Origin of the sequence: Mesorhizobium sp. M0185 (assembly GCF_040322175.1) — a bacterium.
In the GTDB taxonomy this organism is placed as follows: Bacteria; Pseudomonadota; Alphaproteobacteria; order Rhizobiales; family Rhizobiaceae; genus Mesorhizobium.
In genome coordinates, this window is record NZ_JAMYSY010000028.1 from 33,411 (window position 1) to 53,957 (window position 20,547).

A 20,547-nucleotide genomic window follows, 5' to 3' on the forward strand; every position below is an offset into this window, starting at 1 on the left:
TCACCAGACCAGCTCGGCGGCAGTCCGGCGCACCTCGTTCTTGGCAATTCTGGAGATTTGGCCATCGGCGAAAAACAGCACGCGGTCGGCGACATCTTGGATGCTGGCGTTGTGTGTGATGATAAGTGTGGTGGTGCCAAGCTGCGCGTTGATGCCGAGCAATGCCTCGATCACCCGGATGCCCGTTTTGGAATCCAGCGCGCCGGTCGGCTCGTCGCAGAGCAAGACATCGGGACGCTTGGCGATGGCGCGGGCAATGGCCACGCGCTGCTGCTCGCCACCGGAGAGCTGAGCCGGGAAATGGTGCATCCTCGGTTCAAGTCCAACCAACGCCAGGGCCTCGTCCGGGCGCATCGGATGATCGGAAATCTCCGTAACCAAGGCGACGTTCTCATAAGCCGTCAGGCTGGGGATCAGGTTGTAGAACTGAAAAACAAACCCAACGTGCTGCCGTCGATAGGCAGTCAGCCCCCGATCGTCGAGGTTGGTTAGCTCCTGGTCCCTGAAGAACAACTGGCCGCTCGTGGCATGGTCAAGCCCGCCCATGATATTGAGCAGGGTCGATTTCCCGCTGCCCGATGGGCCAAGCAGAACGACCATCTCTCCCGCCGAAATCTCAAGATCCAGCTTACGCAAGGCAAGCACCTGCATCTCACCCGAGGTGTAGGTTTTGGTCAGCGCTCTTGCGGTGAAGACGTTGTCAGCCATGGCCGCTGGGGATCGGATGTTCGAGGCATTTGTCGCGCCGGCGCTAAGATGAACCCGCGATGTCGCGTGCCACAGTCACCCGCCGAGGTGCGCGCGACATTGATGCAAATCAAAACCGTATCGAGGCGGTGATGTGTTCCGGTATCCGCAGTCGACAAATAGTGGGAGTAGCCGTTCAAGTCGCCCGCGTCGGTTGGTTCGGAGCCGGTATTGATTTGCCTCAAAGGAGGTCGGTGGCAACTACGCTAAGATGCCGACAATTGGTGCTCGGGCGCATGGTCACTTGAACTGAGCTAGGATGAGGCAGATGAAAGCAAAGGATGTAATGACTGCAAAGGTTGTTAGGGTGTCGCCTGACCACAGCGTACGACACGCCGCCCAAATCATGCTGGATCATCGCATCAGCGGCATGCCGGTCCTCGACGACGACAGCCGCCTGGTTGGGATTGTGAGCGAAGGCGATTTCCTGCGCAGGTCGGAACTCGGTGCCGCAGCGATCTGGCCAAGTGAGGCGCGTGGCTATGTGAAGGGGCACAGCTGGAAAGTTGCGGATCTGATGACTTCGGATGTCGTCGCGGCCGACGAGGAAACCCCGATAGAGCGGATTGCCGCGCTGATGCGGGAGCATGGCATCAAGCGCATTCCGGTCATGAGGGGGCGGCGCCTGGTAGGCGTTGTCAGCCGTGCCGACCTTTTGCGCGTCGTCGTTGCGGCGAGATTCGACGACGATACGGCGGCAGGCGACGATGCGATCCGGCGCAGCATTCTCACCCGACTGCGAGACGACGCGGGCGTCGAAGGAGACGCCTTAACGCTCACGGTCACCAATGGCCTGGTTCATCTTTCGGGAGCAGTCATATCGCAGAGTGAACGGGACGCTGTCCGCGTGGTTGCCGAGGGCGTCAGGGGCGTCAAAGGTGTGTTCGACCACCTGTACCTGGCCCATCCGTGAACAGCGGGCCGGGAAGGCATATAGCGATGCGATCGCATCCTCCCGAAGCCCATCATCTAGTGAACAACTCTGTTATACAAGACGATCTGGCGACCCTGCAGCGGGAGACATTCGACTATTTCATTCATGAAGCGAACCCCGCCAACGGTCTTATTCTGGACAAGACCGAAGCGAATTGGCCCGCAAGCATCGCTGCCACCGGTCTTGCGCTGGCGTGCTACCCAGTGGGAGTCGAGCGCGGATTCATGACGCGAAGCGCGGCTGCGGAACGCACTTTGACAACATTGCGCTTCTTCTGGGACAGTCCGCAAGGACCGGAGCCGGACGCCACTGGATACCGCGGCTTCTACTATCACTTCCTGGACATGCAAACCGGCCGGCGAGCCTGGCAATGCGAGCTGTCGACGATCGACAGCACATTTCTGCTGGCGGGCGCGCTGGCTGCGGGGAAGTATTTCGACGCCGACACCGAGGCCGAAGCCGAGATCCGCACGTTGGCAGAGGCGCTCTATCACCGAGCCGATTGGTGCTGGGCGCAGGACGGAGGAGAGACCGTCACTCATGGTTGGACACCCGAGCATGGGTTCCTGAAGTATCGCTGGGAAGGGTTTGACGAAGCGCTCTTGCTCTATGTTCTGGGACTCGGTTCACCGACCCACCCCCTGCCCAAGAGCAGCTACACGGCGTGGACCGCGACCTTCCGATGGGAGCACAGTTACGGCTACGACTATCTCTATGCGGGACCGCTGTTCATCCACCAGCTCTCGCACGTGTGGATCGATTTTCGCGGTATGCAGGATGCATTCATGCGCAGCAAAGGAAGCGACTATTTCGAGAACAGCCGACGCGCCACCTTCGTCCACCAGCGTTATGCTGTCGACAATCCGCGCGGATTCGAGGGTTATGGCGAACACTGCTGGGGCATCACCGCAAGCGAGGGTCCTGGCCCTTCCACGCTCAAGCTGAACGGCATCGAACGCAGGTTCGAGGGCTATGTCGGGCGGGGGGTCCCGTATGGTCCCGACGATGGCACGCTCGCTCCGTGGTCCGTCGCTGCCTCCTTGCCGTTTGCTCCCGAAATCGTCCGGCCGGCGATCAGCTTCTGCATCCACCAGGCCAAGCTCAAGGCCGCGAATGCCTATGGCTTCAAGGCGGCCTTTAATCCGACGCATCCGGGGACATCCGGCAACGCCTTTGGATGGTGGGTTTCGCCTTGGCACTTCGGCCTCAACGAAGGCCCCGTTGTCCTGATGATCGAGAACGAAAACAGCGGCCTGTTGTGGCGGTTGATGCGCTCGTGCTCGTATGTCCGCAACGGCCTGCAACGGGCAGGATTTGAAGGTGGCTGGTTGAGAGAGTTCAATCAGGCGTCGACGCCGGCTGCTTGATCGGCATGGATTGAGTTCAGGTGGATACGACGAAGGCTGAGAAATAGGCGAGCGTTAAGTCGGCGAGGGAAATCGCATTTCGACGGATGCGGTATGGGGGTGCGTCCTCACGACCCTTTCAGCGCCGGCCGGCAACAGCTGCGCGTAGGCGTCTTGGATTACGAAGCAGGGTAGTGGCAAGTGCGCGGGCTTGGTCCGTCGAAAGCGGGCCGAGCCCGCGCAATTCATGGCCTCCCCCGTGCAAGGTCACACGCATCACGTTCGCGATGCATATCGATGGAAACAGCCTATTCACTTGCTTCCCGGCCACTCACATCTTCTATGAGGATCCGGAAGAAAACGTGCGGCAAGCTATCTGACAGGGGAGGCATAACAGGCTTGAGTGCACCCGGCTCCCACCAGTCCGTGTGCTTGCTCAACACTGCCCATGCATGACCGCGTTGAAACTCGTGGCCGATCTGATCAGGCAGTTCTTCAAAGCGACCGTCGACAATCACGCTTCTCCATCCGCGTCCCTGGGTGTGTTCGATGATCTGGACGCACACCAGAGAGTTGGCCCGCATCCAGTCGATCTTCTTGCCCGGCAAAGAGAATGCATAGAGGTGGTTGTCGGCGTAGGCGTAGTTGAAGCAGACCACGTAGGGTTGTCCGTCCTTCGCGCATGCCAAGTGGCCGACGCGATTGGCAGCCAGCATTTTCGTGCATTCCAAAGTGGAGAGCGTGCGGATCAGCATCGATGCGACCCTCCTATTTTCTTACATTTCACATCTTGGCAGTTGCACTCGCAATGACCTGGATCAAACTGCTGCGTCCGTTTGGTCAGCAGGGGCCGGCCGCGCTTCGTGACGCGCGGGCGCCAATGGCAGCGGTAGGTTCAGGCTTGCGATTGCGGCGAGGCCCATCGCTGCGGCAGCAACAAGGAAGGCGGCGCCCTCCAGACGTTGGGAACCGAACAGCAGGCCGGCGGCCGCGGAGCCCACTGACAGCCCGAGGCTGACCGCTGCCGATTGGATACCGAGTTCCATACCTTGGCTTCGTGCGCTGATGCGCGACACCCAGTAGGCGAGCAAAGGGCTGATCACGCCGGCCGAAGCCGAAACAACGGAAACCGCAAGCAGCATTTCCGTGAGTCCGGCAAGTGTCGGCATAACCGCCAGACCGATCGCCATCACCAGGAAGGCAGGCGCCACAAGCAGCCTCGTCGCTGCCGGTTTGACGAGCGGCGAAAAGACGAGGCCCTGGACCGCAAACATCACAACGCTGCATGTCGCGAACATGAGGCCGAGCGCGGCTGGACCCATTGCGAGTTCAACGTTTCGCAGCGTGAGCCCGACCTCGAATGCGCCAAGCCCTGCCGCGGTCACGGCGGCAAGAGCGAGCAGCCGTATCTCTCCAGATACGAACATTGATGACCCGGGTTTGCTCGTCTCAACACGGGGGCCGGGCAGCATGTGTCCAGGCAGCACAGACCACACGCCAAGAGCTGCCGCCACAGCGAGGCCGGACGCAAGGAGGAAGGGAATGGTCTGTGGCGGGATAGCCGCCACGCCCAAGTCAAGTTTCAGTTCTGCCACGAGCCCGCCGAGCATCGGCCCGACCAGAAAGCCCGCGATCGATGCCATGCTCATCCAGCCGAATACTCTTGTGCGGCGATCATCCTCACGTTCGGTGTCGGCAATGAACGCAAGAGCCGTTGGCCCCATGGCTGCCGCGAAGCCACCATTCAGGATCCGCCCGATATAAAGAACGAGCAAGCTCGGTGCCAGCGCCGATGCCGCCAAGGTCACGGCAAAGCCGATCAGGCCGATGACAAGGACAGGTCTGCGACCGATGAGATCCGACCACTTCCCCCAGAGGAAAGCGGCGACCACGGGCGCAGCGACATAGGCAGCGGTCAAAAGGCCAATCTGCCGCGCATTGAATGCCGGGTCGGTGGACCCGGCAAGCCGCTCGACCATCATCGGCAGGACCGGCAAGACAATTCCGTAGCCGAGCGCAACGACAAAGGCCGAGGCCAGGACCGCGCCCAGGCTCCATCGAGACGTGGGCAGGCGAGCTTGCATCGACACGCTCATGCCAGCGAGCCGCGCGGGTGCTGATGAGCGACGCCTTCGGTCGTCGATGCGGCGGCAGGTCGAATGCCTTCGAGCCTGGTTCGCTTGAGCAGCAGGGCGTTGATGGCCACGAGAGCCGAACTGCCCGACATTGCCAGCGCCGCTAGCTCGGGGCTCAGCAGGAATGGGTAGAACACGCCCGCCGCGATCGGGAAGGCGATGAGATTGTATCCGACCGCCCACCACAGGTTCTGGTGCATCTTGCGCAGCGTGGCGCGCGAGAGCGTCATCGCCCCGACCACATCGTAGGGATCGCTCCTCATCAGCACGATGTCGGCACTCTCGATAGCGACATCGGTTCCCGCACCGATGGCGAAGCCGACGTCGGCTTGCGTCAGAGCCGGCGCGTCGTTGATTCCATCACCGACCATGCCGACTTTCAGGCCTTGCCCTTGCAGGTCCTTGATCTTTTCTGCCTTCTGCCCTGGCAGCACGTCCGCGAGGACGATGTCGATGCCGAGCACGTCCGCGATGCGCTTGGCGGTGCCGGCGTTGTCACCCGTGAGCATGGCCACGCGCACGCCCTGCTCGTGTAGTTTGGCAATCGTTGCAATGGCCGTCGGGCGCGGCGTATCGGCGATCGCGATCAGCCCGAGCACCTTGCCGGACCGTGCAACATGGATGACGGTGCGGCCTTCGCCCTTTAGCGCCTCGGCTGTTTCGCCCAACGCCAGAAGATCAATCTTCTGCTCGTCCATGAGGCGCCGGTTGCCGAGGAAAGCCTGGTCTCCACCAATCGTGGCACTGGTGCCCTTGCCTTCGATATTCAGGAAGCCCGACACTTTGGGAAGCTTCATAGCCGTGGCCCGCTGGACGATGGCGACGGCGAGCGGGTGATCCGACCCTTGATCCACGGCAGCTGCGACCTGCAGAACCTCGTCGGGCGAAACGCCGGCAGCCGAGACGATTTCGACGACCTTGGGCTGCCCCATGGTGAGCGTGCCGGTCTTGTCGAAGACGATTACGTTGAGCTTGGTCGCCTCCTCGAGAGCGGCTGCGTTTTTGAACAGAATCCCGTTTGCGGCACCAAGGCCGGTGCCGACCATCACGGCCATGGGTGTAGCGAGGCCGAGCGCATCGGGACAAGCGATGACGAAGACGGTAATGGTCAAGGTCATCGCGAACAGCAGAGGCTGGCCGAGCCACCAGAACCAGACGGCGAAGGTCGCCAGCCCGATGAGGATCGCGGCAAGCACCAGCCATTGCGAAGCGCGATCGGCGAGCAGCTGCGCCGGCGCCTTCGAGTTCTGGGCTTCCTGGACCAACTTGACGATCTGGGCAAGCGCCGTGTCGGCGCCCACCTTGGTAGAGCGGTAGCGCAGCGTGCCGCTCTTGTTGATGGTCGCCCCGATGACTTTGTCGCCGACCTTCTTGGTCACCGGCATCGATTCGCCGGTCAGCATCGATTCGTCGATCGTCGACGTGCCCTCGACCACCACGCCGTCGACGGGAAGCTTGTTGCCGGGTCGCAGGACCACGATGTCGCCGAGCACGACGTCGGCGGTCGCAACCTCGACCTCCTTGCCATCACGGAAAACGGAGGCCCTGGGCGGGGCGAGGTTGAGCAGGGCCCTGATCGCGGCCGATGCCCCGGCGCGGGCGCGCATCTCCAGCCAATGGCCGAGCAGGATGAACACGAGCAGCACGCTCGCGGCCTCGTAGAATTGCTGCCCCTCGAAGAAGAAGGTCGCGCCGAGGCTGAACAGGTAGCCGGTGCCGACGCTCAGCACCACCAGCACGGCCATGTTGAGGACGCCGTTGCGCAGGGCTCGCCAGGCGGCAACAAGGAAGGGCCAGACCGGATAGAGGATCGCGGCGCTGGCAAGGAAGAACATCGCGACGTCTTCGCTCAATCCGAAGGGTGGGCGCAACCAGGGTTCACCCAGACCCATCGGCTCCATGGCGAAAATCGGCAAGGCGAAGATCAGGCTGATGAAGAAGCGGTTGCGCATGTCCTTGACCATGGCCTGCATGTCCATGCCGGCGCCGTGTCCCATCTCATGGGCCATGGCGTCGTGCGGCGCCTTATCCGCAATCGCCCTCGGACCTGCTGCACCGGGTTCGGTCATGGCGGCGTGCCCCCCATGATCGTGCTCGGCGTGAACATGCACGACATGCCCGGAGGTTGCTTGCGGATGGCCCGGCGGAATGGTCGTGCTGCCGGGAATGCACAGATGCCGCGGCACGACCTCGCCACGGCAATGGAAGCCGCAGGCCTTGATTTCGCGGACAAGGACCTTTGGGCTCGTCTGCCCCTCGTTGAATTCGACGCTCGCGGTTGTCGATCCCGCGTTCATCGCGACACTGGCGACCCCCGGCAGAGCCGCGAGGCGTTTTTCGACCGCCGCGAAATCCATCATGCCGACAAGGTCGCGCACTTCCAGATTGACCTTTTTCATCATGGTTCTCCGTGCCGCGGTTCGTGGCGGCAATCGCACCGACTGCGGTGTCTCAGCTTCGGTAGGCAAAGGTCGACATCATGCCGCTCGCCATGTGGTAGAGATGGTGACAGTGGAAGACCCATTTGCCGGGATTGATGGCATCGACGGCGATGGTGATCGAGCGCATCGGCGGCACCAGCACGGTGTCGCGAACGGCGCCATGAAAGCGCTGCCCGTCAATCGCGACCACCTGGAAACGATGGCCGTGAAGATGCATCGGGTGGGCCATCATGGTGTCGTTGCGCAGGGTGACCTCGACGCGATCACCCCTGTCCACGAGGAGCGGAGCATTGGTTTCGAGGCTCCAGCGATAGGCAGCCATGTCGCCGGTCAGCGCCATGTCGAACGTCTTGTCGGCAGGGCGTGATGCAAGTGGCGCGATCGCCCGAAGTTGTGCCTCAAGCGCCAGGTCTAAAACCGGAGCGTCGACACCAGCCGCCGTCCCGAGCTTAGCCACCGCGGCCCCCGCCGGGCGCAGGACAATTCCGGTCCGTTCCTTGCTTCCCTCGCGCAGCGCCAGGATCGGAAAGGAGGAGCTGAGGTCGCGCGGCAACTGCACGCGCACGTCGATGCGCTGCCCCATTGTCATCGGAAACCGCCGGCCCCTGACCGGTTCGACAGGCTGACCGTCGACCGTGATCAGTTCGCCTTCAAGTTCCCCGAAATCGATTGTAAACGCCGTCGCCGTGGCGCCGTTGATGATCCGCACCCGCACGCGTCCGCCCCGTTCGACCGTGACGATCTCGGGGTCGTTCAGGGACCGGTCATTGGCCAGATAGGCGTCATAATCGATGTCGTTGATATCGGTCATCATGCCGCCATCGTTCATCCCAGCCATGGCGTCGGTTTGCGCTCCCGACATATCCATGCCGTCCATCGGCATGGAGCCGGTATTCTTACTCTGCAGCCTAGCCAGCAGCTCCTGAGGCGATGAGAACGAGAAATCGTGGAGCAGGATGACAACCTCCTGCTCGTCTTTTGCGTCATCGGCGGGATCGGCGACGATGAGCGGCGCCGCGAGCAGCAATTGTTCCTGCAGGGTATGGGCGTGCATCCAGAAGGTGCCGGGCTCGCCGACCGGAAAATCGAAACTGCGATCGGCGCGAGCGCCGATAAGCGGCAGTGGCGCGTCGGCGACTCCGTCGCTCGGCCACGGCGGCGTCAACCCGTGCCAATGTATGATCGTCGGCTCGGCAGTCTCGTTTCGAAGCAGCACGTTGAAGGCGTCGCCCGCCCGCAAGCGCAGGCCGGGGGCGCCGTCGGCCCTTTGCAGGCCGAAGACGCTTGCGGCTTTGCCGTTCACCTCGATCGTGCGGCGCGAGATGCCGAGCGGCTGGCCGCCTGACTGACTGGCGGAGGCTGCCGAGAGCAAGCTCGATGGGATTGCAAAAACTGCGGCGCCTGCCACCGCGCCCTTCAGGATATCTCGACGTTTCATAATAGTTTCCTTCGCTTCGATTGGGAGTTTCGTTGTTTCGTTCAGCACACAAAGATCAGGTTCAAACGCGTCGGCGATGAGCCGGTGCGATCAGGGCGCATGGTGCTTGCCGGCCGAACCGAACAATCTGGTCACATGCGGAAAAAAGGCGGGCACACGGGCGGCGTATCGGTCGTATGCGTCGCCGAACTCCTTTCTCGCTTCTCGCTCCTCGATGAAGGAAAGCCGCACATACATGCCGACGAGGATGGGAAACATCGCCAGCGTCAGCAGCGTCGGCCATTGCACGAGGAATCCCGCCATGACGAGGACGAAGCCGACATATTGCGGATGCCGGATGAAGGCATATGGGCCGCCCGTTGCGAGCCGATTGTGACGCTGGGCTTCGTAAAGCACTCGCCATGCTGTCGAGATCAGCATGAAACCGCCGCCGATCAGGAAGAAGCTGAGAATGTGAAACGGGCCGAAATGCGGATTGAGACGCCAGCCGAACATCATTTCCGTGAGGTGACCGGCATCATGCGAGAACCAGTCGATGCCAGGGTATCGTGACTGCAGCCACCCCGAGAACAAGTAAATCGTCAGGGGGAAGCCATACATTTCGGCAAACAACGCCAGCAGGAAGGCGCTGAACGCACCGAAGGAGCGCCAGTCACGGCCGGTTCGCGGCTTGAAGAAGCTAAATGCGAACACGATGAAAATCGCCGAATTGACTATCACCAGGCCCCAGAGGCCGTAGGCAGGAGGTTGCTCGACCATCGTCATGCTCCTTTATGGTGTGTGGTGCCGGCTTGCGCGCCCGGCTCGGGTTCCTTGTGCGCGGAATGACTGCCGTGACCGCCATGCCCGCGGTGGAATAGGTGAAGCAGAGGACAGGCGAGCAGCAGCAGAAGGGGAAAGACACCGAAGGTATGAGCTCGGTGCTCGGTGAGAAGGAAAAACGCGGCGATCAGCAGGAAGGCGATCGTGATCAGGCCGGCCTTCGAAGTCCAAAATCCGCCAGCCTCGGCCTCCGGTTCTGGTTCGGACCCAATCGGCGGATCGGACATGCGGTGAACGTTGTTGGTATTCATGGGATGGTTCCTTATTTGTCATCGATTGTCGTTGCCGGAGCTTTCGAGCCCATAGGCGATGAGGCTTACGGGCGTAGCCGCCGAGCACCCGGAAAACCTGGGTGAGCCACATCGCAAACCGTGGACCGACGGCTTCGAGTTCGGCCGCCGAGAGGTTGATATAGCGGATGTCCTCGGGCAGCAGGGGTGGCCTGAGGGCGATGAAATACAGTCCGATCCCGGCGATGATTATCCCCGCCAGAGCAAGAGTGACGGACGACGTCGTCCATGGATTGATGGTGGCTTTCATGGACTGAACCTTGACTTGCCTACCGGCGCCCTGTGGCGACGACATTGTAGATCGAGGCGTAGGCGACACCCGCAGGCAGCCCGACGATGCCAAGCCCGAGAACGCCGCAGAGAACTCGGACAGGGCTTATCGGCGCCGTAGACCTGACCGCACTGAGGTCGAGCCCGTGCATGATGGCGCCGAAGAAATCGAGTGTTGCCTCTGGCCAGATAGCGACGGCCAAAGCGCAGAGCATGCTCAACAGGGTCGACGTCACGCCCAGCGCAATGCCGACGGACAGGACGCTGAGTTTGTCCATGGATTCCTCCTGTCATTTCGCGTGTTGCTTGAGCCATTCCTGCATGGCGGCGATCTCGGCCTGCTGAGCCGTGACGATCTGATTGGCCCACACCTTGACCTGATCTTCCTTGCCGAATTGCAGGACCGCCCGTGCCATATCGATGGCGCCCTGGTGATGAGGGATCATCGCCTGGACGAAGGCGACATCGGGATCGGCGGCTTGGACGCCCTGCATCATCGGCGCGTCCATTCGCTTCATCGCCTCCATATAATTTCTGGAGGCCTCTGACATGTTGGCGGTGTCCATCGGCATGTTCGTCATGCCGCCCTGACCCTGCATCATCCCGCCTTGCCCACCCTGCATCATTCCGCCCTGCATCATCTGCTGCATCATCGGCATCATTTGCTGCATCATGGGAGCCATCTTCTCCATCACGGGCATCATCTTCTGCATCGTGGACATCATTGCGGTGCACTGCTCGGGCGACCCGCCAGGCATCGCCTCCGCGGCCGGTGCCGTTGTCGTGGTTTGTGGTGCGTCGGCCGCCGGATGGTGCGGATCTGTCTGAGCAAAAACCGCACCCGACAGGGTTGCGCATACGGCAAACGTGATCAATCGAAGGTGGGTTTTCATGGCTGTTTCCTTGTCGTTGATGTGAAAACCGACAGGCGAATTCAGGATGCGCAAGGCAGCCCGGATCGCCGCTACCGGTGTGGTTTCGCGGATCGTTCGGTCGTTATGGGGCCTTGATGGCACTGCTGGATTCAACAGTCCCGAGCACCGCGACGGCGCGATATCAGGCCAAGGTCTGGGGAGGTCGCAGGAGGCCCTCGGGGTCGATGCCCGTTGCCTGAAATGCCTTGCCCGGCATGAAGCGGACGGCAACCGGCGCGTCGTGAAGAACGCCGCATTCGCCGGCGGAAATGCCTGCAGCACAACAGCCGGAGCCGGTCGAGTGCACGCAATCCAGGCAGTCATCACATGGCGCGCGATGGTTATCCTGGTCTGTCAACGCGATGTGACCCATCACCTTGTGCAAGGCGCCCGTCGAGAGCGTCGCAACGTCAGTTGTGACGCCGACGCCCGTTGCAGAAGCCTGTTCTGCAAGACCAGCAATGGCACCGCCCGCGATCAGCAGGATCACGGCGAGCAGCAAACGAAGCTGAGCCAAGGTGATTTTCATGGATTCAATGTAGCCCAACTGCATGTCGCTACTTTGATGCAAATCAATGCCGCGCATTCCACCCAGACTACCGTCAGGATAGAATCCGCGGCCGAAACCGTGTTTGCCTATCTCGACCACCACAGGCATCAATGGCGCGCGAATGCGTTGGTGTCCATTCACTACGACTCGACAAGCAGAGGCGCGTCGCGATCCGGCGGCATTTGCAAACAACGCAACGGAGCTAAACATGACCGAGCACGCGAGAGTAGGAGTCCCCGGTGGGCGGCTGTCCGAAAGCCAGTTGCGCGACATTGATGCCTATTGGCGCGCCGCCAATTATCTCACGATCGGCCAGATCTATCTGCTCGACAATCCGCTGCTGCGCGAACCCTTGCGGCTGGAGCACGTCAAGCCGCGCTTGCTCGGCCACTGGGGAACTTCGCCGGGCCTAAGTTTCGTCTACGCGCACCTCAACCGAGCGATCCGGCTCAGGGACGCAAATGTGATCTATGTCTGCGGCCCCGGCCATGGCGGCCCTGCAATGGTTGCGAACACCTACCTGGAGGGCACCTACACCGAGATCAATCCGGATATGACAATGGATGAGCAGGGAATGCGAAAGCTGTTCCGGCAGTTCTCGTTTCCAGGCGGAATCCCGAGCCATGCCGCGCCCGACGTACCGGGTTCGATCAATGAGGGCGGCGAACTGGGCTACGCGCTTTCTCATGCCTACGGCGCGGCCTTCGACAATCCGGACCTTGTGGTGGCCTGCGTCGTCGGCGATGGCGAGGCCGAAACCGGACCACTGGCTGCGGCGTGGCATTCCAACAAATTCCTCAATCCGGCGCGCGACGGCGCGGTTCTGCCGATACTGCACTTGAACGGCTACAAGATCGCCAATCCGACGATTCTGGGCCGCATTCCCGAAGATGAATTGCGCGCGTTGTTTATCGGCTACGGCTATGAACCGCTGTTCGTCGAGGGGCACGAGCCGGCTCTGATGCATCAACGAATGGCGGCCGTGCTCGACGATGCGCTCGACCGCATCCGGGACATCCAGCATGCCGCGCGCGATGGTTCAGCGGGGCCGACTTCGCGACCGAAATGGCCGATGATCGTGCTTCGAAGCCCTAAAGGCTGGACCGGTCCGAAGGAGGTCGACGGGCTGAAGACCGAAGGCTTCTGGCGCTCGCACCAGGTTCCCTTGTCGGGCCTTGCGGACAACCCGGAGCATCTCAAGCTACTGGAGCAATGGCTGAAAAGCTATCGGCCCGAGGAGCTGTTCGACGCCGCTGGTGCTCTAGTCCCTTCGATCCGCGCCACCGCGCCCCAGGCCACGCGGCGCATGAGCGCCAACCCGCATGCCAATGGCGGCCTGCTGCGCCGGTCTCTCGATCTGCCCGGATTGCATGACCATGCGGTGGCCATTACCCGGCCCGGCGCCGTCAAGGCCGAGTCTACCCGTGCGATGGGGACCTTCCTGCGAGACGTCATGCAGTTGAACCAGGCCACGAAGAACTTCCGCATCGTCGGACCCGACGAAACCGCCTCGAACCGGCTTCAAGACGTTTTCGAAGTGACCGAGCGTGCCTGGATGGAAAAGATCCTGCCCGAAGATGTTCATCTTGGGCGTGACGGCCGGGTCATGGAAATCCTCTCCGAACACACCTGCCAGGGCTGGCTCGAAGGCTACCTGCTGACCGGGCGCCACGGCCTGTTCTCTTGCTACGAGGCCTTCATTCACATCGTGGATTCCATGTTCAACCAGCATGCGAAATGGCTGGATGCCTGTCGCGAAATTCCATGGCGTCGTCCTATCGCGTCGTTGAACTACCTGTTGTCGAGCCATGTCTGGCATCAGGAACACAATGGCTTCAGCCATCAGGATCCCGGCTTCATCGACGTCGCCCTCAACAAGAAGGCCGACATCGTTCGCGTCTATCTTCCGCCGGATGCAAACACCTTGCTCTGCGTGACCGACCACGTGTTGCAGACATGGAACCGTATCAACGTCATTGTCGCCGGCAAGCCGCCGTCATGGCAGTGGCTGTCGATGGACAAGGCGATCGTTCACTGCAGGGCGGGCATCGGCATCTGGGACTGGGCGTCAACGGACGACGGTGCGGAGCCGGACGTCGTCATGGCTTGCGCCGGCGATGTTCCGACGCTCGAAACGCTGGCGGCTGTCCAGATCCTCAGGCACCATGTTCCAGAACTCAGGATCAGGGTGGTTAACATCGTGGACCTGATGACGCTTCAGCCGAAGGAGCATCACCCGCACGGGCTATCGGATCGAGATTTCGACGCGCTGTTCACCACCGGCAAACCCGTCATCTTCGCCTATCATGGCTATCCCTGGACCGTTCATCAACTGACCTATCGCCGCACCAATCATGACAACATCCATGTGCGTGGCTTTAACGAGGAAGGCACGACCACCACGCCCTTCGACATGACGGTACTGAACGGCCTCGACCGGTTCCACCTCGTCCAAAGCGTGCTTGATCGGGTTCCGGAACTGAAGAGCGTACGGGTTGGGCTGAAGCAGATGATGGACAGCAAACTGCTTGACCATCGAGCCTATATTCGCGCCCATGGCCAGGACATGCCGGAAATACTTAACTGGAAGTGGGGGCAGGATCCGGATGCGGCGATGACTCGTTCGGGTTGAGCCGATGCCCATTATTCCGGAAATCGCCGCGACAGCATATCGGACGCCCCTATGACTGACGCCATCCTCGTTCTGAACGGCGGTTCCTCGAGCCTGAAGTTCGCTGTATTTGAGGGACGCGACGAACTTCCCCTGCTGTTGCGCGGCAATGTCGCCTCGCTCGGGCAACATCCGCGGCTGCGTGTGGACGCCGCGGCGGGATGGCCTGAAATAGACAGGAGCTTGAGCGTCGGACCGATCGATATCGGGGAGGCATTCGCGACAGTCGCCTCTCTGCTTGCCGATCGCGATCTACTGCGCCGCATCGGCAGGGTCGGGCACAGGATTGTTCATGGCGGTCGTGATTTTACGGAAGCCACGCGGCTTGACGCGCGCGTGATAGAGGCACTGCGCCTGCTTGAGCCGCTGGCGCCGATCCATCAACGAATCAATCTCGAAATTGTCGCACTTGCTGCCGGCCTGCTGCCGCAGGCGCTTCAAGTCGGATGCTTCGACACCGCATTCCATTGCGCCCGGCCGGGGATCGCCAAGATCTATGGCCTGCCGCGTGCGATGACCCAGGCGGGCGTTGTTTCCTATGGCTTTCACGGGCTGTCATACAGCCATATTGCTTCGCGGCTGCGGTCCCGCTACGGCGCGGGCGCCGGCGGCCGGGCGATCGTTGCCCATCTTGGCAGCGGCGCCAGCCAGTGCGCCATGAATGCTGGACGAAGTGTCGCCACGACGATGGGGTTTTCGACTCTCGACGGCCTTGTCATGAGCACGCGTTGCGGCGCGCTCGACCCGGGGATCATTCTCCACCTCCTGCAGGACAGGAAGCTCTCGGCCGACGAACTGGTCACGCTTCTCTATGACCAATCCGGTCTGCTCGGTGTGTCGGGAATGTCCGGTGACATGCGAACGCTGATCGGCTCGGACGATCCTTTCGCCGCCGAGGCCATCGACCTGTTTGTCTATCGCATCGGGCGCGAGATCGGATCGCTGGCCGCCGCTCTCGGAGGTCTGGACACTCTGGTGTTCACGGCAGGCATCGGCGAAAACGCGCCATCGATCCGGGAAAAGATCGGAGTTGCTGCCGGCTGGCTTGGCGTCGGTATCGATCATGACCAGAACCGAAGAGGCGAGGAGATCATCAGCCTTGCCAATTCACGCGTCGAGGTTCTTGTAATCCCTACCAATGAAGAGAGAGCCGTTGCCAGCCAGTTGCTCTCTGTGCCTTCGCCGAGGCGGGCAAGCTTTGCCCTGCCATCGCAGAGGAGACACTGACATGCTTCCAGTCTCCAGCGTCGCGGAAGCCGCCATGTCCCCGTCGGCGCGACGCAATCGCAACTGCTTCTGCATCACGCTCGACCGAACAGCGCTTTGGGCAGCGCTGAACCATGAGGCCGGCGATCCCGGCTTCTGCGAAACCTTCATGGCGTCGAGGCCGCATCTGTTTTCCAACGTTCCGGTCTTCCTCGCCGCGTCCGCTCTCGATGAGATGCAAGCAATCGTCGTCGCCATTGAGGCAACAGCCAGGCTACAGGGCTATCGCGATACCGTCCTCTCCTGGCCCCCGGAAATCGCCCAACAGGATTTTGGACCCGTTGGCGCTCTGATGGGCTACGATTTCCACCTCGACGATGATGGTCCCAAGCTGATCGAAGTGAACACCAACGCAGGAGGCGCATTCCTCAATGCCTTACTGGCTAGGGCACAGAAGGCCTGCTGCTCCGAAGTCGATCGGGCGTCGATCGGCGCCAGGGACGATCACTTCGAAACCAATGTCATCGCGATGTTCGAGAACGAATGGCGCCGCCAGCGGGGAGCCGGTTCGCCGCGAACCATTGCGATCGTCGATGATCAGCCTGGGGAGCAGTATCTCTATCCTGAATTCGTGCTTGCCCGGCAGCTGTTGCTGAAGCACGGCATAGACGCGATGATCGGCGACGCGAGCGAGCTGAAGTATGATGGCGGAAGGCTTTTGTTCGGCGAACAGGAGATTGACCTCGTCTACAATCGCCTGGTCGATTTCACACTCGATCGTCCGGAACATGCCGCACTCAGAGTGGCTTACCAGGACGGCGGCGTGGTGCTCACGCCCAATCCGCACAACCATGCGCTCTATGCGAGCAAGCGCAATCTGACATTGCTGTCCAATCCAGAGGCGCTGGAAGCATTCGGCCTTTCTCCGGAGATGCGCTCGCGGCTCGCCGGCGTTCCGCGGACTACATTGGTCACGCCCGACAATTTGGATGCCGCCTGGCAATCCCGCAAGGACATGTTCTTCAAGCCGCTCTCCGGTCATGGCGGCAAGGCCGTCTATCGAGGCGACAAGGTGACGAAGGGGGTGTGGGCCGAGATCGCCCGCGGCGGCTATGTGGCCCAGGCGTTTGCCTCACCCGGACAACGCATGATCGAGATCGATGGCGCACCCACGCCACGCAAGATGGACGTGCGGCTTTATACTTACGATGGCCGCATGTTGCTCGCCGCCGCGCGCCTCTACCAGGGCCAGACCACCAATTTCCGCACACCCGGCGGCGGTTTTGCCCCTGTCTTGATTGTTTGAACATGCAGGGATCATCGATACTGACGGGCGATGGCGGCTCGTTGATCACCGAGATCGGACACAGGACCGGGAGAGAGGGGGATAAGCTGAAAATCGGAAGGGGGATCGCCCCACCCGTAGGGCCGGCCGGGCACTCGCTAGCGGATGTCCGGTCGGTGCTGCAGGCGGCAGGCCGAAGCATGGGGAAGGCCGGTTTTCTGCTTGTGGGGGGGAGAGAGGACAGCGCCCTTTCTTCCCTTCAGTGAGTCGAACAGGATGTTCTGAGCAGATCAGCGCCGGTTAGCCCCAAAGCCGTGTTAGGAACTTTTCCAGAATCGGGCGAAGCCGCCGTCACGAGACAGCCAGACCAATAACAGCACGCTACCAAAATAGCCGGCCTGAAGAAGCACTGCGCAGGCCAGCGTGCTGATGACTGTTGTCCATATGGATTGCGAGACGTATAGCGTCGCAAGAGCATAAGTGCATAGGATCAAAAGCAGGACGCGGAAAAATATCCAAAGTGACATACGAATCCAGTCATCCGTCAGTCTTGTATTTCCACCATTGCTAACAAATCAGCCAGTTCGTCGCCACCGAGTGTCGCCTTGGTATTACCAGAAGAGCTCTGACATATATGGGCTTGTTGAGTGCCTCTTTCTTCGTCTTTACACGGTGTGAAATAGGTTTTGCCGCGCTTCAGCCTCTTGACTTGAGCGGTTGAATTCAGCCGCAAGTATATGACCGTGAGCGCGAACGAACCCACTCAACTCGTTACGGCCTCGGCACCGAAACCGGGATAGACCAGCGAGTAGCCAAGGCCAGTCAGGCCCGCTCCGATGGCGGCGAGAATGGGCCCAGGCGCAAGCCAGATCAGCATCAGCCCTACCGCCTGGTGTCGCGCTAAATTTAATTTGCGCATGTCGTTGCTTCGGTCGGGCGCTCAATCCAAGAAAACCCCAGCCTCAATCTCAAAGAGCATGGGGTCGATGGCGAGCTTTGGCAACGGAGGCGGCACTGACGGAATCTAGGGTATCGGTGACTTGCGGCTCGGTCGGCATTCGCGAGGTAGTCTCAGGAACCTCTTGCCCCGGCGCAGCCACTTGACCAGGTCTGAGCCGCAGTGACGACGTGGGATTGGGGGTCAATCTCAAGCGACAGCCCAGTCCGTGATACTCCCACGCCAAGCGATGAACGATTGCCCGTCCAAAACCCAGCCAACTTCACCTTGGAAGGGCAGCAGCCATCCCTCGTGCTTGCGGTAATCGAAGAACCGTCCATGCCAGGGTCGCTCAACGAAGCCGGTTCCCTCCTTGTGCGGACGGTCTTTGGCGGTGACGGAGGCGATATGGCCGCTCTCGTCCAGTCGCAACTCGACTTCGCCACGAGACTCGCCGTGGCCGGCACCTACCCGTAGAGTTCGGTCATCAATGACAGCCCAGTCGAGGGAAGGATTGCCAAGGATTGCGTCGGGCGCCCAGGCAAGTTCCGCCAGATACCGCATTGTCTCGCCTTTCAAGAGCGCCGCCCCGCCTTTTGCGCGTGCAACCCGGAAGAGGTGAAAAACGCGTACGTCTATCTCTGCGCCTTCGTCCTTCAACGCGTCGACCACGGAGACGCAGCCAAATGGGCCGGTCGACGCGCGCCATTCGAACTCGCAACGCTGCAGGCTTATGCTCTGGCGCGCAGAGAACCGCATCGGACGCGCCGTCGGGCGATCACGCATCGTCCCAGACTGCATCAGCTTCACGAACGAAGTCGGAACCGTGCCCCTCGCGCCCAGACGCGCTGCCAAGTCATGAACCTCAGGCGGCAGAATTGGCTCGGTGCGGCTTCGGGTGCTCATGCCAGCAGCCTAGCTCATCATCGGCAGATGATTTGGCATTTTTCGGGCGGCAGGAACATTCCTCGAAGGAAAAGGTTGCCTTGCCGGATTGCGCCACCGCGACGACTAGGCAGCTGCAGAGTTGCCGGGACAAACGAACCGTGCTCAGCCGTCGGGCGGATCCTGTCAGTCGTTCGCATTGACATTGGCGGCCTGGAAGGCGTTGAACGTCGTTGCGACCAGATCGGTGGTGTAGATCGTCTCGCCGTCCTTTTCGTAGGATGAGTTGTTTATGCGCCCTTCGGCTATTACCGGCTGGCCTTTGGAAACGTTGTCCTTGATCCAGGCGGCCTGATCATCGAACACGGTGACGGTGACCCAATCCGTCCTCGTTTCCTTTTTTCCGGCGTCGTTGCGGTACCAAAAGATCGCCTTGTTGACGTCGCCGGTGAGTTCCGTCGCCGCCGAGATCACTTTCACCATCTCGCGCATCCGGCCCTGCAGGCGCTCCGATGAGGGGTTGCGGAGCGTGTTGCGGTGGACACCGGTCAGCTGGGCCAAGTTGGCCACCTTCACGCCCAGCGCCTCCGACAGGCGCTTCGGCGAGATATAAAGCGTGCGCGGCTCCTGCAGGCTATCGACAAAGCCTGAAATCACGGTGGAATGTGCGAGCTGTGCGTGGGCCATGACAAATCTCCGACCTCTCATATGCACAATATATGCACATTCCGATGCATAGCAAGTGGACGGAGGCCCTACTCCTTCCACCAGACTGCTTGCCCTGCTTGAACGGCTGGTGCGGCTGGCAGGGAAGACGGGTCTCAATTTGCGCCAGAGCTGTTTGCGGGTCGGCAAGCTGGCGCTGATCAAGCACCAGCGCTATGCCCACGCCAAGCAGTTCAAGCGGGCCAACAAGGCGCTGCGCAGGCTCAAAACCTATCTCGGCCGGACCATTCGCGATATCGGTCGCCAGATTGCCGGCGATGCGAGGCTGGACAGGCTCTTCAAATGGCCGCTCTACCAGGCCGCCACCGTTCTCGAGCAACGTCAGCGTCAGCGCGGCCGCAAGATCTACAGCCTGCACGCGCACGAGGTGGAATGCATCGGCAAGGGCAACGCGCACATGCCCTATGAGTTCGGGGTTAAGGTGTCGGTGGCCACCACGCTGAAGCGCTCCAACGGCGGTCAGTTCGCTCTGCATGCAAAGGCACTGCCCGGCAATCCCTATGACGGCCACACGCTGGCGAGCATCATCCCCGACATGGAAAAGACCATCGGCAACCAGATCGGCCGCGGCCACCCGCACCCCAGAGCCACAGGTTCAGGATCTTAACCGCGCCACAAGCGCCGCGTCACCCCGGCCATCAAGCGCCAGATGCGGCGGCGGTCGGCGATCGAACCAGTCATCGGCCACATCACGGCCGAGCACCGCATGGGCCGCAACTACATCGCCGGTCAGCAGGGCGACGCCGTCAACGCCATCCTGGCCGCCGCCGGCTTTCTCCCTCCTGCTCAGATGGCTGAAAGGTTTTTTCTCGCTCTTGATCGCTCTGCTTCAACTCCGGCCCAGTCGGTCGCCGCTTAGAGCCCGGATTGTTCACGGTCGACTATATAAATGAAATGAAAACCAAGGCGTGGTCACGATCGCAGCCGGTGCGTTCTCGATCCAGGCTTCG

Annotated in this window: 18 protein-coding genes and 2 pseudogenes; 6 read left to right on the top strand and 14 right to left on the bottom strand. The window is 61.2% G+C overall.

Features of this window, described 5'->3' with window-relative positions:
- Positions 1 to 708 carry an ABC transporter ATP-binding protein gene (locus NKJ20_RS21100; RefSeq protein ID WP_352746602.1) on the bottom strand — a complete coding sequence of 236 codons (708 nt, stop codon included), beginning with the start codon at positions 706 to 708 and terminating at the stop codon, positions 1 to 3.
- 307 nt (positions 709 to 1,015) lie between these two features.
- Here NKJ20_RS21100 and NKJ20_RS21105 point away from each other — a divergent pair, with 307 nt between their 5' ends.
- Positions 1,016 to 1,660 (top strand): CBS domain-containing protein, encoded by a 645-nt coding sequence (locus NKJ20_RS21105; protein ID WP_352746605.1) that lies wholly within the window; start codon positions 1,016 to 1,018, stop codon positions 1,658 to 1,660.
- Positions 1,661 to 1,686: 26 nt separating this feature from the next.
- Positions 1,687 to 3,048, top strand: a complete 1,362-nt coding sequence (locus NKJ20_RS21110; protein WP_352746607.1) for a glucoamylase family protein — start codon at positions 1,687 to 1,689, stop codon at positions 3,046 to 3,048.
- Positions 3,049 to 3,335: 287 nt separating this feature from the next.
- Here the strand turns inward: NKJ20_RS21110 and NKJ20_RS21115 are convergent, their stop codons facing one another.
- The 9 genes from NKJ20_RS21115 to NKJ20_RS21155 form a co-directional block, all read right to left on the bottom strand.
- Complete coding sequence (locus NKJ20_RS21115; RefSeq protein WP_352746608.1) at positions 3,336 to 3,782, bottom strand: pyridoxamine 5'-phosphate oxidase family protein; 447 nt, start codon at positions 3,780 to 3,782, stop codon at positions 3,336 to 3,338.
- 63 nt (positions 3,783 to 3,845) lie between these two features.
- A complete protein-coding gene (locus tag NKJ20_RS21120; RefSeq protein WP_352746611.1) occupies positions 3,846 to 5,123 on the bottom strand; it encodes an MFS transporter in 1,278 nt (425 codons plus the stop codon).
- On the bottom strand, positions 5,120 to 7,561 hold the full coding sequence (locus NKJ20_RS21125) for a heavy metal translocating P-type ATPase (protein WP_352746613.1): 2,442 nt from the start codon (positions 7,559 to 7,561) through the stop codon (positions 5,120 to 5,122). The genes NKJ20_RS21120 and NKJ20_RS21125 overlap by 4 nt, the downstream gene beginning before the upstream one ends.
- Before the next feature lie 52 nt (positions 7,562 to 7,613).
- Positions 7,614 to 9,041, bottom strand: a complete 1,428-nt coding sequence (locus NKJ20_RS21130) for a multicopper oxidase family protein (protein ID WP_352746616.1) — start codon at positions 9,039 to 9,041, stop codon at positions 7,614 to 7,616.
- A gap of 90 nt (positions 9,042 to 9,131) precedes the next feature.
- Positions 9,132 to 9,800: a methyltransferase family protein gene (locus NKJ20_RS21135; RefSeq protein WP_352746622.1), complete on the bottom strand. Its 669-nt coding sequence runs from the start codon at positions 9,798 to 9,800 to the stop codon at positions 9,132 to 9,134.
- A 2-nt stretch (positions 9,801 to 9,802) separates the two neighbouring features.
- Positions 9,803 to 10,114 (bottom strand): DUF2933 domain-containing protein, encoded by a 312-nt coding sequence (locus tag NKJ20_RS21140; protein ID WP_352746625.1) that lies wholly within the window; start codon positions 10,112 to 10,114, stop codon positions 9,803 to 9,805.
- Between the two features lie 308 nt (positions 10,115 to 10,422).
- A complete protein-coding gene (locus NKJ20_RS21145; protein WP_352746627.1) occupies positions 10,423 to 10,701 on the bottom strand; it encodes a DUF5676 family membrane protein in 279 nt (92 codons plus the stop codon).
- A gap of 12 nt (positions 10,702 to 10,713) precedes the next feature.
- Positions 10,714 to 11,316, bottom strand: coding sequence for a CopM family metallochaperone (gene copM / locus NKJ20_RS21150; protein WP_352746628.1), 603 nt, complete (start codon positions 11,314 to 11,316; stop codon positions 10,714 to 10,716).
- A gap of 163 nt (positions 11,317 to 11,479) precedes the next feature.
- Positions 11,480 to 11,995: a hypothetical protein gene (locus tag NKJ20_RS21155; RefSeq protein ID WP_352746630.1), complete on the bottom strand. Its 516-nt coding sequence runs from the start codon at positions 11,993 to 11,995 to the stop codon at positions 11,480 to 11,482.
- A gap of 100 nt (positions 11,996 to 12,095) precedes the next feature.
- Here NKJ20_RS21155 and NKJ20_RS21160 point away from each other — a divergent pair, with 100 nt between their 5' ends.
- Genes NKJ20_RS21160 through NKJ20_RS21170 form a run of 3 tightly spaced genes read left to right on the top strand, consistent with a single transcriptional unit; the run spans position 12,096 to position 17,070 of the window.
- Positions 12,096 to 14,519 (top strand): phosphoketolase family protein, encoded by a 2,424-nt coding sequence (locus NKJ20_RS21160; RefSeq protein WP_352746632.1) that lies wholly within the window; start codon positions 12,096 to 12,098, stop codon positions 14,517 to 14,519.
- A 51-nt stretch (positions 14,520 to 14,570) separates the two neighbouring features.
- Positions 14,571 to 15,785 (top strand): acetate/propionate family kinase, encoded by a 1,215-nt coding sequence (locus NKJ20_RS21165; RefSeq protein ID WP_352746633.1) that lies wholly within the window; start codon positions 14,571 to 14,573, stop codon positions 15,783 to 15,785.
- Position 15,786: 1 nt separating this feature from the next.
- Positions 15,787 to 17,070: an ATP-grasp domain-containing protein gene (locus NKJ20_RS21170; RefSeq protein ID WP_352746634.1), complete on the top strand. Its 1,284-nt coding sequence runs from the start codon at positions 15,787 to 15,789 to the stop codon at positions 17,068 to 17,070.
- Positions 17,071 to 17,366: 296 nt separating this feature from the next.
- Here the strand turns inward: NKJ20_RS21170 and NKJ20_RS21175 are convergent, their stop codons facing one another.
- The 4 genes and pseudogenes from NKJ20_RS21175 to NKJ20_RS21190 form a co-directional block, all read right to left on the bottom strand.
- Positions 17,367 to 17,576 (bottom strand): exopolysaccharide production repressor protein, encoded by a 210-nt coding sequence (locus NKJ20_RS21175; protein WP_352746636.1) that lies wholly within the window; start codon positions 17,574 to 17,576, stop codon positions 17,367 to 17,369.
- Between the two features lie 620 nt (positions 17,577 to 18,196).
- Positions 18,197 to 18,892 carry a DUF6544 family protein gene (locus NKJ20_RS21180; RefSeq protein ID WP_352746637.1) on the bottom strand — a complete coding sequence of 232 codons (696 nt, stop codon included), beginning with the start codon at positions 18,890 to 18,892 and terminating at the stop codon, positions 18,197 to 18,199.
- Positions 18,893 to 19,057: 165 nt separating this feature from the next.
- Complete coding sequence (locus NKJ20_RS21185) at positions 19,058 to 19,237, bottom strand: single-stranded DNA-binding protein (RefSeq protein ID WP_352746686.1); 180 nt, start codon at positions 19,235 to 19,237, stop codon at positions 19,058 to 19,060.
- A gap of 42 nt (positions 19,238 to 19,279) precedes the next feature.
- Positions 19,280 to 19,558, bottom strand: a pseudogene (locus NKJ20_RS21190) (hypothetical protein); the annotation flags it as partial.
- Positions 19,559 to 19,658: 100 nt separating this feature from the next.
- On the opposite strand from NKJ20_RS21190, the pseudogene NKJ20_RS21195 reads away from it, so the two are divergent.
- Positions 19,659 to 20,490: pseudogene (locus tag NKJ20_RS21195) on the top strand (transposase family protein); the annotation flags it as partial.
- Positions 20,491 to 20,547: the final 57 nt, after the last annotated feature.

Excerpts from the sequence above, each read along its gene's own strand:
- NKJ20_RS21100 (WP_352746602.1), bottom strand. The coding sequence starts at position 708 with ATGGCTGACAACGTCTTCACCGCAAGAGCGCTGACCAAAACCTACACC.
- NKJ20_RS21105 (WP_352746605.1), top strand. The coding sequence starts at position 1,016 with ATGAAAGCAAAGGATGTAATGACTGCAAAGGTTGTTAGGGTGTCGCCT.
- NKJ20_RS21110 (WP_352746607.1), top strand. The coding sequence starts at position 1,687 with ATGCGATCGCATCCTCCCGAAGCCCATCATCTAGTGAACAACTCTGTT.
- NKJ20_RS21115 (WP_352746608.1), bottom strand. The coding sequence starts at position 3,782 with ATGCTGATCCGCACGCTCTCCACTTTGGAATGCACGAAAATGCTGGCT.
- NKJ20_RS21120 (WP_352746611.1), bottom strand. The coding sequence starts at position 5,123 with ATGAGCGTGTCGATGCAAGCTCGCCTGCCCACGTCTCGATGGAGCCTG.
- NKJ20_RS21125 (WP_352746613.1), bottom strand. The coding sequence starts at position 7,561 with ATGAAAAAGGTCAATCTGGAAGTGCGCGACCTTGTCGGCATGATGGAT.
- NKJ20_RS21130 (WP_352746616.1), bottom strand. The coding sequence starts at position 9,041 with ATGAAACGTCGAGATATCCTGAAGGGCGCGGTGGCAGGCGCCGCAGTT.
- NKJ20_RS21135 (WP_352746622.1), bottom strand. The coding sequence starts at position 9,800 with ATGGTCGAGCAACCTCCTGCCTACGGCCTCTGGGGCCTGGTGATAGTC.
- NKJ20_RS21140 (WP_352746625.1), bottom strand. The coding sequence starts at position 10,114 with ATGAATACCAACAACGTTCACCGCATGTCCGATCCGCCGATTGGGTCC.
- NKJ20_RS21145 (WP_352746627.1), bottom strand. The coding sequence starts at position 10,701 with ATGGACAAACTCAGCGTCCTGTCCGTCGGCATTGCGCTGGGCGTGACG.
- copM (WP_352746628.1), bottom strand. The coding sequence starts at position 11,316 with ATGAAAACCCACCTTCGATTGATCACGTTTGCCGTATGCGCAACCCTG.
- NKJ20_RS21155 (WP_352746630.1), bottom strand. The coding sequence starts at position 11,995 with ATGCCTGTGGTGGTCGAGATAGGCAAACACGGTTTCGGCCGCGGATTC.
- NKJ20_RS21160 (WP_352746632.1), top strand. The coding sequence starts at position 12,096 with ATGACCGAGCACGCGAGAGTAGGAGTCCCCGGTGGGCGGCTGTCCGAA.
- NKJ20_RS21165 (WP_352746633.1), top strand. The coding sequence starts at position 14,571 with ATGACTGACGCCATCCTCGTTCTGAACGGCGGTTCCTCGAGCCTGAAG.
- NKJ20_RS21170 (WP_352746634.1), top strand. The coding sequence starts at position 15,787 with ATGCTTCCAGTCTCCAGCGTCGCGGAAGCCGCCATGTCCCCGTCGGCG.
- NKJ20_RS21175 (WP_352746636.1), bottom strand. The coding sequence starts at position 17,576 with ATGTCACTTTGGATATTTTTCCGCGTCCTGCTTTTGATCCTATGCACT.
- NKJ20_RS21180 (WP_352746637.1), bottom strand. The coding sequence starts at position 18,892 with ATGAGCACCCGAAGCCGCACCGAGCCAATTCTGCCGCCTGAGGTTCAT.